The organism is Paenibacillus sp. FSL H8-0317 (assembly GCF_045040685.1).
Classification (GTDB): domain Bacteria; phylum Bacillota; class Bacilli; order Paenibacillales; family Paenibacillaceae; genus Paenibacillus.
The window spans coordinates 429,482-445,421 of record NZ_CP150294.1; the positions used below are offsets into that span (position 1 = coordinate 429,482).

The following is a 15,940-nucleotide window of genomic DNA, read 5'->3' on the forward strand; positions in this document are numbered from 1 at the left end:
CTAAATTATATTATATCTATAAATGAACAAACAAAAATATAATATGTTTGATTAATATACGTTTGGAATGACCATAACAATGATAAAAAGGAGCTTTTACATGAAATCATCGGAATCCTGGTTGCAAACAGCTTCATTGGAAGAGATCAAGCGTGGTTATACGGAGGAGGGTCCCGCCTATATATGTGTCTGCTGCGGATACAGGACGGAAGCCGGGATTATCTATCCTGAAGAAGGAGTGCTCTATGAGGCAGCCCGTTATATGCGAGTGCATATTGAAAAGGTTCATGGATCGGTATTTGAATATTTGCTGGAGCTGGATAAAAGCGTAACCGGATTGTCTGATGTCCAGCGTGGATTGCTGGCCCAGTTTCATGAAGGAAAGAAGGATGCTGAAGTACAAAAGGCCCTTGGTATCGGGAGTGCCTCCACGATTCGGAATCATCGGTTTGTATTAAAGGAAAAGGAACGGCAGGCCAAAATATTCCTGGCATTAATGGAACTTCTCAAAAGTAAGGATACCCAGGCTCCAGCCGAATGGGTGTCACCGGTGACAAGACATGGACATACAATCCATCGTGATTCATTTGATATTACAGTACAGGATCGGGAGAAGGTGCTAAATAAATTTTTTCCAGAGGGTACCGGTGGTCCGCTGACGACGTTTCAAATGCAGCAAAAGCATAAATATATCGTGCTCATCGAGATTGCCAAACGATTCGAGACAGAGCACAAATATTCCGAGAAACAGGTCAATGAGCTGTTGAAGGAAGTTCATGACGATTACGTGGAAATACGGAGGTATCTCATCGACTATGGCTTGCTGGAACGTGAGCCAGACGGCAGTCAGTATTGGCTGGGAAGCCGCGCAGAACAACAGAGCGCCGAAGTTGGAAAACCGGAGCGCAAAGAAAAGAGGGAGCAGGAGAAGATGAATCGTCGCAAAGAATTGCAGGAACAGGCCAAAGAAGTCAAAACGGAAGCGGGCGTCTACCAAATTCGGAATGAACGTAACGGCAAAGTTTATATCGATAGCACACTTAACCTGAAAACCATTAACGGACAACGGTTCATGTTACAGATGGGTAGTCATCTGAATCGAAAGTTGCAGGCTGAATGGAATGAATATGGAGAGAATGCGTTTGTAATCGAGGTGCTGGAGACATTGAAGCAAGATGATAACCCGTATTACGATCCCAAAGATGCACTCGCCAAATGTCTGAATCGCTGGTTTGAACAGTTAGAGCCCTACGGAGATCAAGGATACCACGGAGATAAAAAGCAATCTGCTGAATAGGAGGGATATTTCCTTTCTAGAATTCCCGTTCCTTATAACTCAAATATAACCCAAAAGCCCCTTTGCCAATATGATGGCAAAGGGGCTTTTGGTACTACAGACTACTTAATTTTATAAGTCGAACTAATCGTTTGCACGATAACAGCGATTGGAAGGTTATTCTGTCATCGTAGTGTTAGTGTAAACAATCTTTAGTTCAACGACTACAGCTTGAATTGTTCCACCAGCTTCTGCAGCTTGTGAGCCAGATGGGCAAGTGAATCAGCAGAGGATGATATCTCCTGCATGGAAGCCACTTGCTCCTCCGTAGCAGCAGAGATGTTCTCCGTTCCATCGGCATTGGTTTCCGATATGGCGTGGATCTGATCAATGGATTGCACCACTTCTGCTGTACTTGCAGACATCTGTTGTGAGGCGGCTGCAATGTTCTCAAGCTGATGATTAACGACCCCGACAGCCTCACTAATCTGGGCAAAAGCTTCATCTGCAAACTGAACGGCACGAATGCCGTTGCTTACATCCTGTTGCCCGATCTGTACACTGTGATTGGCCATTGAAATCTCCTGTTGAATCGCTCCGACCATCTCTACAATCTTCTGGCCGGACAGGCTGGATTGTTCCGCGAGCTTGCGGACTTCGCTGGCAACAACGGAGAAGCCGCGTCCATGCTCACCTGCACGTGCTGCTTCTATAGAAGCATTGAGAGCAAGCAAATTGGTCTGTGCAGCGATATCTGTAATGACAGATACCATCTCACCAATGGATGTGGAATGCTGTTCAAGTCGTCCGGCAGTATCTGCCATACCTTGCACAAAGCGACTGACGGAACTCATCTCGGATACGGCCGTCTGCATGGTCGCATTCCCTTTATCCGCGAGCTCACTTGCTTGCATGGCAGCTTCGGATACTTGCTGTGTGCTGTTCGTTACCTGTCCCACACCTCCAGCAAGTTCATTCATCTGCAGTGCCGTATGTTTCAGGCTGCTTGCTTGTTTCTCAAGTCCAGCTGCGGATTCTTCCGTGATCAAGGCGACTTGCTCAGTTGCTTTGGTTGTCTCCGATGAGTTGACTGCCAATTGTGTGGATGAGGCGGTTAACTCGTCAGCCGTGTGTCGCACGTCCTGAATAACGGTTCGCAGGGATTCGCTCATCTTATTGAAGCTGGTGCTCAGCTTGCCGAATTCATCCTGTCCTAATACCGCAACCTCGATAGTCAGATTACCATTACTAATTTCGTCAGATGCCTTCACCAAGCGGTTCAGTGGTTTGGTTATTGATTGCACAATCCAGAAAATAATGATGGAGCTTAACGCAATTGCAATCGCTACAACGATAAGTGTGGTGTATAGGATCGGACGGACAGATGCTGTCACTTCCCCACTGTCGATGACACCAACCACGGTCCAGCCCGTCGTTTCATTGGTGGAGAAAAAGGCGTGTTCCTGGTTTCCATTTAGTGTATAGGTCAGACTTCCGTTTTTCTGTGCAAAAATATCTTTATAGGGTGCCATGGTTCCTTCGGTCCCCGGTTTCTCGGTAGGATGTACAATGATTTTATTGGCATTATCAATGATATAGATATAACCCTTCTCGCCGATCTTCGTGGAGTTAACCGTCTTCGAGAGGGCTTCAAGCGACAGGCTGACAGAGACGACACCATGGCCATCCGCTGAGGTCTGAGCTACCGAAGCAACAACATTGCCGGTATTACTTGATAAGTAGGGGGTGATTACGGTAGGGACATCTTTGTTCTGCGTAGCAGCCTGATACCACGGGCGTTCGCGCGGGTCATATCCTTCTTTGTTCACCGCAGTTACAGGGGAGTTAATATACACGCCCTGATCGGTACCGATGGAGGCAAGTTCCACGTCATCATGTGTTTCCTTATACGCGTCGAGCAAGGTACGGATGGTATCTGTTTCGTCACCCTGATTGGGTCCGACATTGCCTGCATCCAGCTGACTTGCCAGGAAATCAACATTTTTGCGTGTTGCACCAATGATCTGGTCAATAGTCTGGTTGAGCACAGTAACACTGCTGATCGCGTTCTCATACATTTTCTCTTCAACCTTGGCATCAGCTGTTTGGAACGAGATAATGCCAAGACTAATGGTTGGAATGAGCAATACAATGGCAAATGACAAAATCAGTTTCTCTCTCATCTGCATTGTTCTTTTGACCCCTTGTTTACGAATTTTCTTCATACACATTCCCCCTCTGTATAACCCATCCCCATGTCTAGTGGACAAGCCCGTCTGATAAAAGATATTTCATTCCATCCTTTCCAGAAGTTTCTGGTGCTATCGTATGACAAATTTCGCGTTTATTCAACATAATTTATGAGTTTTGCGAAAATATTTTTCGGTTTTGTAGGTATTTAGGATTACATCTGTTCTATAAAAAGTAATCTGTCTCTCCCTTAGTGCACGTCTTGTGGTATATTTCTGAATTAATGTGGTACGAAAAATGCACCTGAATTAATACTCATCCATATATATCGGTTTATGGGGACAGAAATTGGAGAGGGGTTGTACGGCAGTTGGACCAAAGTACACTACAGATATCTGGACAGGAGAACATGGAAGAGGTTCAGGATCAGGCTACATTCATGCAGGGGGTCAAAGATTGTATCCCAACCCTGCTTGGTTATTTAAGTATTGGCTTTGCGGCGGGTGTCATTGAAATGACCGCAGGTCTGAGTCTGGCGGAAACAGCTCTGCTCAGCCTGATTTTATATGCAGGATCGGCTCAGTTCATTGCAGCAGGCATGCTCGCATCGAATGGGTCAGCAGTAGCAATCATGTTCACCATATTTTTTGTGAATCTTCGTCATTTGCTGCTCAGTGCAGCTGTATCACCATATTTTCGGCATCTGACCCCGCTTAAAAATATGTGGATTGGTTCATTGCTTACCGATGAATCTTTTGGCGTCGCGATGACACGTGCAATTGGCAGGGAAAGGCTGAGTGAACGCTGGATGCACGGTCTGAATATTACCGCATATCTGAACTGGTTCGTGGCTAATATGGCTGGAGCGTACTTTGGACGCTGGATCACCAATCCGGAACGACTGGGTCTCGATTATGCTCTGCCAGCCATGTTTATTGGACTGGTTGTACTCCAGTTGGTGCATCGCAAAAACAAAAAAATACACATTAATGTGGCGATTATCGCCGTTGTCTGTGTAATCTTCGCCAGCATGGCTTCACTTGGCAGTATGAGTGTCATTGTGGCTGCGGTCATTGCGGCAACGATGGGAGTGTTCATGGAACGATGGAAGTAAGATGGGATGTATTCTGGATTATTATGGGTTCGGCACTGTTAACATTTATCCCGCGTGTACTGCCACTGATGCTGTTCAGCAAGATACAGATTCCAATGTGGTTGTTACGCTGGCTGGAGTATGTACCTGTAGCGGTCATGGCAGCGCTAATTGGTCAGGAACTGTTCATGTCAGACAACCAGTTAGTGCCGATTACGCACAATGCAGCTCTGTGGGCATCCCTGCCTACGGTTGCAGTGGCTATCTGGACACGCAGTCTGCTTGGAACCGTATTGGTTGGTATTGTGGCTATGATGATACTGCGATATTGGATTGGATAGTTGCAGGTTGTATTGTAAAATCCGGTAATTCCTTTGAAGGATCGGTTAATACTGTTCTATAGAGGACAGATAACCTATCTGAGCGAAGGGAGCTGGATTCATGAGTGAACTGAAGCGCAAGCTGTTAATTACGGGAGCTGCCGGAGTCATTGGTCGCAGTCTGCTGGAGGGGCTGAGAGCTAAGGGTGCGTATGACATCGTTGCAGCTGATCTGCGTGAGGACGAGGAAGCTGGCATTGTAGCCATGGATGTGACAGATGGGGAACGCCTGAAGGAACTAATGCAGGGGGTTCACACCGTTCTGCACATTGCATGGGCCAAGGATGAGGAAGATTTTCTGGGCAAAGTTCTGCCGATCAACGTAACCGGAGCCTACCATGTGTATGAAGCAGCACGGTTGAATGGGGTTCAGCGGGTGATCTTTGCAAGTTCCAATCATGCAACAGGCTTCTATCCTACAGGTGAGGATATTGAAGTGGATGACCCGTACCGGCCGGACAGCTTCTATGGACTTAGCAAATGTTATATTGAACTGCTGGGACGTTATTACGTTGACAAATATGACCTGTCCTCATTCAACATTCGGATTGGAAACTTCTCAGGTGATACATACCCGCACTCGGAGCGCTCGGCTCATATCTGGATCTCACCAAGGGACATGGTCCAGCTCGCTGAGTGCTGTATTGAAGCCTATTCAGATATGAAGTATCTGAATCTGTACGGGACTTCAGCGAATACAGATAATTACTATGATATTAGCTATCTGGCCCAGAAAATTGGATACCGCCCACAGGATGATGCAGCTGAGTTGTGGGAAGAGGCAAAGCTTAGAGGCGTACCTGATAAACAGGATGAGACAGCCTATCAGGGCGGAGGCCATGTAGAGAAAGAACCAAAAGATTCATAGATGGGTATCTATATAAGATGAATTAATCTTTTACACGATAACGGAGAGGGCAGAAAAAACCTGAAAAAGCGAAGCGTTCGCCTTTATCCTCGGATTTTTCCCTTCAGAAAAGGGAATCAAAAAAATCTGGGGATAACAGCGATTGGAAGGTTGTTCTGTCATCGTAGTGTCAGTGTAAATATATGTAGTTCAACTTATATAGTGATGAAAACGCTATTTTCTATTGTGACCGAAAGGGATAAAATGGAGACTGAGGTGTTCAGTGTTTCCATTTTGCACAAGAGGAAGGAACGATTTCAATCATGAGTACTAGTCCATCCGTTATATTGTTTCAGGGAGACTCGATTACAGATGGGGGAAGGTCACGCAATGATGATCCGAATCATTTTCTCGGACACGGGTATGCGTATCTGATCTCCAGCAAACTGGGTATGGAACTGGCGGGCAAGCAAAAGACCTTCTATAACAGAGGCATCAGCGGGGATCGGGTATCCGATCTGTACGCACGCTGGAATGAGGATACAATTAGTCTGAAACCGGACCTGATCAGCATCCTGATTGGGGTTAATGATGCCTGGCGCACGATGAATGGTGAACCTAGCGGGGTCACGGATCGTTTCGGACGGGCGTATCGCCATTTGCTCGAAGAGACTCGGGAAGTGTTGCCGGATACGGGGCTGATTTTGATGGAGCCGTTTATTCTGAGAACCGGAGCGACCGCGGAGAAATGGGAAGCCTGGGAAGAGTATATCGGTCAATATCAGAAACTGGCTCAAGGTCTTGCTGAAGAATTCGGAGCTGTGTGGGTGCCATTGCAGCAGACGTTTAATGACGCTCTGAAACAGGCGGATGCAGCGTACTGGTTATGGGATGGCGTACATCCAACCGCAGCAGGTCATGAGCTGATTGCACGCCAATGGTTGTCTGTTGTACAGAATTCTTCGCTTGCGATTGTGTAATAACAACAGCGGACAGTTGCGATATGGGCAGTAGGAATGGGTATTCAGGATTAAGATAGCCATAAAAGCCTGTGGTGACAGGCAGAATGTAACGGAGAACCTGACAAAGGTTCTTCGTTTTTTTGTGTTGGGAAGGAGAAGGAAGTAACGTCGTGGAAAGAGTTTTAATGGATAATTCTTCAAAAGTGCTATCATATCCGGTAAAATGAAATCGATTACATTATAATGTGAGTATGACAATCCATTAACGAAGAGTGGTGAATCCAGTGGAAGATTCCATTCATGAAGTCGAAAATGAAAATATAAACCAACGTGGAACTGAGAACAGAATATGGAGTTCCTTAAGTGCCGATAGACTCTTGGAGAAGTTATCCCGGCCTGAATTGGCTATCTTATACACAGACTTGAAGGCTTACGGTGAACGTGCCTTGAAAGAACCCATGCCTTCCTTGTCGTTCCGTTTATATCGACAGTTCAGCGATACGGGTGAGCGGAAAGCCTATGAAGAGGCTTATTTCGATCGAAGGGGCAGACTGGCTGCTGTGACGATGCTCGCATTGGACCTGTCTAGGCCGAATGCAATGCAAGTGTTGGAAGATATGTTGTGGGACATATGTGGTGAGTATACGTGGTGTTTGACAGCGCATCTGGGTACGGGAGAAGTCGATCAGGTAGATGGAAACATCGATCTGTTCGCCGCAGAGACGGTACATATGTTGGCCGAAGTTGTAACGATTCACGCCGAGCGCCTGGATCGCCTTGTCATAGAGCGTATCAGATTCGAAGCCGAGCGGCGAATCTTCACTCCGCTTTACCGGGATCAACGGAAGTTCCACTGGCAGACAGCGGATCACAACTGGTCGGCAGTCTGTGGTGGCTGCTGTGGCATGGCTGCATTGTTGCTGTTGGAAGATGAGCCAACACTACGGGAATCGATCTGCCAAACAGTCAGTTGTATGGACGCCTTCCTGAGCGGTTATGGCGAGGATGGCGGCTGTGCCGAAGGCATTGGATATTGGGTATATGGCTTCGGTTATTTCACCTATTATGCCGAGATGCTTCGTGAGTACAGTAAGGGCGAACTAGATCTGCTGACGGGTTCCAAAATAACAGCCATCGCAGCCTTCCCGCTGCGAGTGCATCTGTCGGGCGGCACATATGTGAATTATTCGGACAGTGCCGAGAAGGAAGAGATCCCTTCCGGATTGCTTTCCCTGCTCGCGTCCCGGGTTGGGTTGCAGGTGGATTTGCCACTTCATATTCCACTGTTTACCGAAGATCCCTGTCATCGCTGGGCTCATCTATTGCGGAACGTGATGTGGAGCGACCCGAAAATGTATGGTGATGAAGGTGCCTCTTCACAGGCTGAACGGGGATTTATTTTTCAAAATTTGGGTTGGATGATTGCAAAAGGCTCGCTTGATTCTCCAGATACAAAACGTACAAACGGCGGACCTCTTCATGTGGCTATTTCCGTTAAAGGTGGACATAACGATGAACCTCACAACCATAATGATCTGGGGCAGTTCATTATCCATTGCGGTGGTGAGAATATTCTGTGTGATCCAGGAGCAGGGTTGTATACCCAAGCGTATTTTGCACCAGACAGAGAGCAGTTGTTACACATCTCGTCATCCGGGCATAACGTTCCGCTCATTGAAGGCCAGGAGCAAAGTTCGGGCCGACAAGCGCAAGCCCATGTGTTAGAGGCAAAGCTGGCAGAGGGTGGCGGTGAGCTGAATACAACATTGGATCTGACATCCGCTTACTCTGGAGCTGCTTCACTGGCTCGTTATACGCGCCAATTTCATTGGAAGATGGCTTCTGGCGGTAGCAGGAATGGAGCAGAATTGCATCTGATTGACCATTTTCATTGGAAGAGCAGGATGGTGTCTTCGGCAGAACGATTCTCTTCGGTGGACGATTCAGATGCAGGATGTTCGAGTGTTGTGGAGCGATGGATGAGCAGAGTACAACCTGAGGTGGTGATGAGCGGTAATCTTCGCTGGCAAGGTGTACATGGAACGGTCCATATGACGTATGATGCGAACCAGTGGCAAGTCCTTACGGAGGCAATAGACACAGTTGATCATGACAATGTTCCAGTCACATTCTATCGGACGTCACTATCATGGACAGGTGCAATTGATGAGACGGAAGTTCGGACAGAACGCCCTAATCCGCTTGAAACGGTATGTGAGGTGCGCTTCATTATTGAACTGAAAATGGGAGAAACCGAGGTGAGCATGCGTGAGTAAATATACATCTGCGTCCACGTATCCATGGAAAGATGAACTCGAACGTTACCGTACATTGGCAGAACAAGCGGGCCCTGCTCCGGCAGACGGCTGGAGTCGGGAGCGCAAGTTGGCACTTGTTGAAAGTGTTGTTCGTGCTTATACACCATATCAGGACAGCCAGGGTGCAATTATCGACCCGTTCTCGGGTGTGGAGAGATATTATGCTACACCAGCCTATGCGATGGCGGCAGCAGTTCTGGTTGACGCGGGGCGTACAGGTCTGCTTGATTCCGCAGCGGCAGCCCTGTCACAGAGCATTGGTGCCGTGGTGAAAGGTAGCGTACCTGACAATCATCCTGATTTTTATCCAGTGCTCATGATGCGAGCTTACATGTTGTTGAAGTCATATCTGCCGGAACAAGCAAAGATCTGGGCTGAGGCACTCAAAACGATCAGTCCTGAACAGGATTATGTATTTACGATGAGCAAGATGAACAATCCCAATCGCATGATTAACTGGAACGCTATCATGATCTCTGGCGAATATCTGCGGTGGCGTGAACAGCTGGCAAGTGAGGATACAACTTGGATGGATCGTTATCTGGAAGCCTATCATCTGCCACGGTTTACGGCACTTGGGTTGTATCAGGATGGACCGCTGGACCGTCCGAATTGTCCATTTTCCTATGATATTGCCACCCGGTATCACCTTGGGGTGATGCTTGAAGCTGGTTACGAGGGAACTACTGCCGATACGTTACGTGAGCAGCTGCGCCATGGTGCCTTCAGCTCGTTACTGTCGCTCTCGCCGCTAGGTGAGATTCCACCACGTGGTCGCAGCTCCCAGCATCAGTGGAATGAAGCTGCCGCAGCTTATGTATGTTCTACACATGCAACGCAGGCTCTGGAGGCGGGAGATCCGGTGATGGCGGGTGCTTTTGCACGTGCGGCCAATCGGTGTTTTGCTGCTGTTGAGCGCTGGAAGATGGATGATGGACGCTTGAAAATTGTACGCAATGAATACGCGCCAGAAGATCGGCATGGATATGAAATCTATACCAACCATACCTGTTACAACCTGTGGACTGCGGCAGCGCTGGCTCACGCTTGTCTGAGTGATCCGGGAGACGATGTGAGCGAAGTGTACCTTCCTTCCGAGTTAGGCAGCAGGGTATTGCAGACCGATGGGTGGTTCGAAACCGTGATTGCTTCCATACCTGGTCAGCAACTGGTATTACACACGGCGATGAATGACCCGTATACGATCCCTGGTTTGGTACGGATTCAGCAGATGAGGTTACCTGGTCTGATTGGCCCGTCCGCCGCCAGCCATGTGCAGGCTGGATTCACGGAATTTGTCGAAGGGGCGGTCCGACCGCTCAGCTACTGTCCTGCGTGGAAGACACTAGATGGGGTATGGCATAGCCTTGCAGAGGGGATTCCATCCGGTGATGCATATGATCGGGATGTTGGATTGGACCCTGCACAGGGAGGAGGGTCCATTGTGTACGAGAAGGTGGACCATGGTACGCGGAATAAAGTAGAGAAGCATCTGGTGGAAAAAGCGTCAGAAGATGGTGTGAATGCCTTGGAGAATTCTTTTGCCGTGACATGGGTCGGTCCATTACCCGGAATTGAAACATTGCGTACTCATTATGTGCAACAGGCAGACTTGCTGACCATAACGTATGAATTCGAAGGTGAGATCGCGGCAGCAGGGGCACTCATTCCGTTGATGTTCCATGATGGCCGTGAACAGGCGGTAATTACCCATACGGATCATAGCGTGCGAACGGAGTATCGGGGGGCCTATGTAGAATCTACAGCGCTGGATCAGGGGGCCAATATTCATCTGGAAGAGCAGGCCGTGGCCTCCCGTAATGGGTTGCTGAAGGAAGCACGGATTGAAGTGAACGGAGCACGTAGGTTGTCATTTGCAATCCGATTGGGCGAGGTTAACTGAAGGTGTTCAGGTTGAGGATCATTAGATCTCTGAACATCTCGAATGATAGTTAAAAGTGTTATTCGTGGATGATTAGTGATATTTAACTGATAGCTATTGCAGTTATGGCATACGACGCTATAGATAAGTTGAGGATGAGCTGGAGCATCAAGCATAGATGTCTGGTATTGAATCGAGGAGGGATATGTTCATGAACACATCAACGTCGGTAAAATGGCTCGAGGAAGCGTGGCAACAGGGGGCTGCCAAGACAATTCGGAATGCAAAGCGGATCAAGGATACTTTTCCACACATTGCACCGCAAGGGACATATGACCGGAATGATCCGGAATGGTGGACAGCAGGTTTCTGGCCTGGATTGTTATGGCTGGTCTATGGGGATGCTCCAGAAAGTGAAGCGGCGGCTCCGCTACATCGCATTGCCGAAAGCTGTGAGCGGCAACTGGAGGGTTGTCTGCGTGATCCCGAATCGGTGGATCACGATCTGGGGTTCATCTGGCTGCTTAGTGGCGTAGCCAACTACCGCCAGACGGGCAGCATGGATGGACGGCGGCGCGGCATGCTTGCCGCCAACCTGCTCGCTGCCCGGTTCCACGTGCGCGGTGAGTTCATCCGCGCCTGGAACTTCAGCTCGTCAGCAATGGATACGCGCGGCGTAGCCATCATTGACAGCATGATGAACCTGCCGCTGCTCTACTGGGCATCCGAGCAGAGCGGCGACCCTCGCTTCCGCTGGCTGGCGGAAGCGCATGCGGACACCGTGGCGCGCGAATTCATCCGCGCTGACGGGTCCATCTGTCACGTGGTGGAGTTTGATCCACACACGGGGCAGAAGCTGCGAGAGCATGGCGGACAGGGCCATGCTCCAGGTTCCGCCTGGGCGCGGGGCACCGCCTGGGCGTTGCACGGGTTTGCGCTGTCTTTCCGGTATACGGGCGAAGCCCGATATCTGGAGACAGCGGAGCGTGCGGCCGATTTCTTCCTCGCCATGCTTGGCGAAGAGATCGTGCCGGTGTGGGATTTCCGCGCACCTGCGGAGCATCAGGTGGCGTGGGACTCGTCCGCTGCGGCGATTGCCGCGAGCGGGTTGCTTGAGCTGGCGAAGCTGTCGCCACGCGGTGAAACCTATGCTGCCGCGGGAGAGCGTATTGTCCGCGGGTTGCATGAGCATTATAGCTCCGGCGACTCGGCAGCGGAAGAAGGTCTGATCATGCAGGGAACGGTGCATTACCCGGAAGGGCGAGGGTTGAATGTGCCGATTATATACGGCGATTATTTCTATATGGAAGCGCTGGCGAAGCTGCGTGGACATGCGGGGTTATTTTAAAAGAAGAATCGAGAACTACGGGCTGGAAGAACTGAAGGTGAGAACAGATTAGTAAGGTCGTAGTGTTATGAGTCTTCGAGTTGTTAGCAAACCATCATCACCTGTCCGCATAAGGCTGTCTCCAGTATTAGGAACGATATTCCTACTATTGGAGACGGAGTACACCTAAGTTTGAGCTTTGAATAGACGAATCAAGGTGAGCGGACAGGCGGATGGTTTACATAATCGAAGGAAGACAAAAGAATATCTGGCATATGAATATTCATTCTTACAGGTCCAGTTGGGGTGCAGACTTAGCTATGCTTTACTGAAAGAATCGATTTTCACTTCGAAGGCGTACGTCTCAGAATGACAAAGTCGGCAGAAGATTGATCTGGATAGCGCTGCGGAATAATCTCATGAACTTTGAAATCAGGGTAGTCGAAGAGATATTCAAACAGATTACGGTCCTGGATTGTATCAATCCCCGGGTTGCCGTTTTCTTTCAAGCGGGTGTAAAGCACCACCCATGCTGTTGAGGAGTGCAGAATATCATAGAGGGTGTTGCGAAAGTCTGTTTCATCCGTGATGTGATATAACACATCCAGACAGACCGTCAGATCGGCTTGCAGGAAACCATGGTTAATCCATAGGCCTGGTGTATACAGCATGAAGCTCTTGGATGAATCCTTGGCAAATTGGGAAGCACAACGCTTTACTGAAGAAGCCGCTACATCCACGCCCAGGTAGTCCTCATAATTCATGTATTGCAACTGGTTGCCATCTCCACATCCAAACTCAATGACACGATGAATCCCTTCACGTTGAATCAGTCCGTTTACGACCTCGGCCTTGAATTCAGCCAAAACTCCGTATGAACCCCTGCCAGAAGTTTCACCCGAACGATATGTTTCCTCCCAATACCCGATGTAATCAAAAGGCTGACTCATTATGTTTCCTCCAATCCTGTTAAAAGAAGTTCAAGACAGTCAATATACATAGGTATGCGCTATATTCGCAGGTATGATCGGTTGAAACAGGAATAGAAGATAAATTAACTTCCATAGAATTCCCTGAAAATTTCCTGAAAGTCTAAACATCTGGAAAGGACTTGCCGACATTAAAGATAAGGAAAAAAATGATGATAATCGGGGGGAAATGATGTTAAAGCCAAGATTGACCAAGTACATGGTGATGATGCTGGTGTTGATGCTGAGTATTTCCAACGTAGGCTTGGCCGCTGCGGCAGACAAAGAACTGTCCAAAATTGTGGTTTCCAAGAATGAGATGTCGCTCGAAGTTGGTGATTCTGGGTCTGTTACGGTGACAGGGGTATATTCAGATAATACCTCGGCTAATGTAACGATTAGTACAACCTGGAGTAGCGAAGATACTTCGATAGCAACTGTATATAATGGTGCAATCACGGCCAAAAAGGAAGGTAAAGCGACGATTACCGCAGCTTACCAGGGTCAGAGTCAGACCGTTCAAGTGAAAGTGACGAAGAAGGTCAAAGCCCTTTCGAAAAACGTGCAAAGTCTGGATTTGCGCACGGGAGATACAAAAGAAATTATTTTGACAGCAACGTATAGTGACAATGAAACAAATAATGAAGCAGCAAGTACTGCAGAATGGTCTACCAGTGATGAGAAGGTTGCTACCGTTGTGAATGGTAAAGTGACTGGACAAAGTGCGGGTACGGCCGTTATCACAGCCAAAGTTGGCAGCCAAAGCGTGACGGTGGATGTTAACGTTGAAGTGGTTAAACGTGTAGATGTAGATAAACAACAAGTTAATCTGTTGTTGAACAAAAGTGAAAGTGTGAAAGTGACGGCTACGTATCCAGATGGCACAACCAAAGATGTAACCGATCTGGCGGAGTGGACATCCAGCAATGAGAAGGTTGCAGACGTACTCAAAGGCGAAATTACAGGATACTCGGCAGGTTCTGCCAAGATCACAGCCAAATACGGTACGAAATCAGTATCCGTTGACGTGGATGTAGATCTGACCAGCAAGCTGAGTGTGGAGAAACAAAGTATTTTCTTCCGTTTGGGTGGGGACAAGAATACAGCCAATATCGTATTAACGGCTTCTTATCCAACCAGTAGCGATGTGAATGTAACGGATCAGGCGACATGGACATCCAGCAACGAGAAAGTTGCAACGGTATTCAAGGGGCAGATTACAGCCATTAGCGCAGGTTCAACAACGATCAAAGCAACCTATAGTGGAAAAACTGTAGAAATTGCTGTAGATGTAGATACGGCAAGATATCTGGATATCAAAGATGTAAATGACAAGCTCGCCTTGAGTGTTACCGGTGATAACAAGTCTAAGACATTGGTAGCCAATGCCGAATATATTGATGCCAGTACAGAAAATGTAACTTCCAAAGCAACATGGACTTCAAGCAATCCAGATGTCGTATATGTATCAAACGGCGATCTGATTGCATACAAATCCGGTACGGCTACGATCACTGTAGCTTATGGCGGTAAAACGGTTAAATTCACAGTGAATGTAGACGTAGCAGACAAGTATGAGATGGACAAGAAGAAAGCATCGGTAGCCGTTGGTGGAACGACTTCTGCCAAAGTACTGGCGTTGTATGGTGAAACATCCAAAGATGTATCTGAAGATGCAACTTGGAGCAGCAGCAGCGACAAAATCGCTGAGGTAGATAGCAAAGGGGTTATCACAGGTGTTGCTACAGGTAAAGTAACCATTACCGCGAAGATTGAAGGCAAAACACTGACTCTGCCTGTTGAAGTAGGTATGGCTAGTGGACTGGAAGCAGATGTGAACTTCGTTGTTCTGTCTGCCAAAGAAACTCAGAATATTCTTCTGACAGGTACGGATGAAGATGGAAACACGCTGGATGTTACATCCGAAGCAACCTGGAAATCCAGCAATGCACGTGTAGCAGATGTGAAAAAAGGCGTGATCACAGGTAACAGCAGTGGTAAAGCCAACATCACAGCAGAATACGGCTCCAAAAAAGTGACGATCCAAGTTGAAGTGGATGTCATCACACGTATTGAAGCTTCCGAGCCGGTTCTTTCCCTGAAATCAGGCGATACAGCTGATTTGACGGTAACTGCCTTCTTGAGCGACGGTAGCGAGCGTGATGTTTCTGACAAAGCTGAATGGAAAACGAACAGCTACAAAGTAGCTCAAGTGGCCAAAGGTAAAGTCAAAGCTACAGGTTCAGGTAAAGCTAAAATTACTGCAAAATACGGCAGTAAGTCTGTAACGATTGCTGTAGATGTGGATACACTGAAATATTTGCAGACGGATAAAGTAACGTTGACCATGAAACCTGGTGAAAAGGTAACTGTGGCTGCAACTGCAACGTATGCCGATGGCAGTGAAGCCGATGTATCCAAACCGGCTCTCTGGAAATCTTCCCGTATTGCTACAGCATCGGTGAAAGATGGAATTATTCAGGCGAACGGCAAAGGTAAAGCAACAATTACAGTGACATTTGCAGGTGTGAAAACCAAAGTAACGGTAGTGGTTGAAGCAAAGTAAACGATATGTTTCAACTGTGAGTGTGAAACGTGCAAATAAAAACGGTGATGCCAGCTAATAGCTGGTATCACCGTTTTTTGGTCTATAAACTAGGCATGTCTTCAAGCGCTAACGAATCTGAAACGTCTTAT

The 15,940-nt window shown here is 47.9% G+C and carries 11 protein-coding genes; 9 read left to right on the forward strand and 2 right to left on the reverse strand.

What is annotated here, in order from left to right:
- Positions 1-100 precede the first annotated feature (100 nt).
- The gene (locus MHB43_RS02200) at positions 101-1,297 is read left to right on the forward strand and encodes a DUF2087 domain-containing protein (protein ID WP_221823779.1); all 1,197 of its coding nucleotides are present in this window, start codon (positions 101-103) and stop codon (positions 1,295-1,297) included.
- A gap of 203 nt (positions 1,298-1,500) precedes the next feature.
- On the opposite strand, the gene MHB43_RS02205 is transcribed toward MHB43_RS02200, so the two are convergent.
- Positions 1,501-3,501 carry a methyl-accepting chemotaxis protein gene (locus MHB43_RS02205; protein WP_405131226.1) on the reverse strand — a complete coding sequence of 667 codons (2,001 nt, stop codon included), beginning with the start codon at positions 3,499-3,501 and terminating at the stop codon, positions 1,501-1,503.
- A gap of 374 nt (positions 3,502-3,875) precedes the next feature.
- Here MHB43_RS02205 and MHB43_RS02210 point away from each other — a divergent pair, with 374 nt between their 5' ends.
- The 7 genes from MHB43_RS02210 to MHB43_RS02240 all read left to right on the forward strand — a co-directional run bounded on the left by MHB43_RS02210 (position 3,876) and on the right by MHB43_RS02240 (position 12,296).
- On the forward strand, positions 3,876-4,580 hold the full coding sequence (locus tag MHB43_RS02210) for an AzlC family ABC transporter permease (RefSeq protein ID WP_036616527.1): 705 nt from the start codon (positions 3,876-3,878) through the stop codon (positions 4,578-4,580).
- Complete coding sequence (locus tag MHB43_RS02215; protein ID WP_339181346.1) at positions 4,571-4,900, forward strand: AzlD domain-containing protein; 330 nt, start codon at positions 4,571-4,573, stop codon at positions 4,898-4,900. Before MHB43_RS02210 ends, MHB43_RS02215 begins: the two co-directional genes overlap by 10 nt.
- A gap of 109 nt (positions 4,901-5,009) precedes the next feature.
- Positions 5,010-5,807, forward strand: coding sequence for an NAD(P)-dependent oxidoreductase (locus MHB43_RS02220; RefSeq protein WP_339185287.1), 798 nt, complete (start codon positions 5,010-5,012; stop codon positions 5,805-5,807).
- Positions 5,808-6,109: 302 nt separating this feature from the next.
- Positions 6,110-6,766, forward strand: a complete 657-nt coding sequence (locus MHB43_RS02225; RefSeq protein WP_339181349.1) for an SGNH/GDSL hydrolase family protein — start codon at positions 6,110-6,112, stop codon at positions 6,764-6,766.
- A 266-nt stretch (positions 6,767-7,032) separates the two neighbouring features.
- Complete coding sequence (locus tag MHB43_RS02230; protein WP_405131227.1) at positions 7,033-9,024, forward strand: heparinase II/III family protein; 1,992 nt, start codon at positions 7,033-7,035, stop codon at positions 9,022-9,024.
- Positions 9,017-10,969, forward strand: coding sequence for a glycosyl hydrolase (locus tag MHB43_RS02235; RefSeq protein ID WP_339181354.1), 1,953 nt, complete (start codon positions 9,017-9,019; stop codon positions 10,967-10,969). Before MHB43_RS02230 ends, MHB43_RS02235 begins: the two co-directional genes overlap by 8 nt.
- A gap of 190 nt (positions 10,970-11,159) precedes the next feature.
- Positions 11,160-12,296 (forward strand): glycosyl hydrolase, encoded by a 1,137-nt coding sequence (locus MHB43_RS02240; RefSeq protein WP_339181357.1) that lies wholly within the window; start codon positions 11,160-11,162, stop codon positions 12,294-12,296.
- Positions 12,297-12,619: 323 nt separating this feature from the next.
- Here MHB43_RS02240 and MHB43_RS02245 read toward each other — a convergent pair whose 3' ends face one another.
- Positions 12,620-13,225 carry a class I SAM-dependent methyltransferase gene (locus MHB43_RS02245; RefSeq protein WP_339181360.1) on the reverse strand — a complete coding sequence of 202 codons (606 nt, stop codon included), beginning with the start codon at positions 13,223-13,225 and terminating at the stop codon, positions 12,620-12,622.
- Between the two features lie 208 nt (positions 13,226-13,433).
- On the opposite strand from MHB43_RS02245, the gene MHB43_RS02250 reads away from it, so the two are divergent.
- Positions 13,434-15,809 carry an Ig domain-containing protein gene (locus MHB43_RS02250; protein ID WP_405131228.1) on the forward strand — a complete coding sequence of 792 codons (2,376 nt, stop codon included), beginning with the start codon at positions 13,434-13,436 and terminating at the stop codon, positions 15,807-15,809.
- The last annotated feature ends 131 nt before the right edge of the window (positions 15,810-15,940 follow it).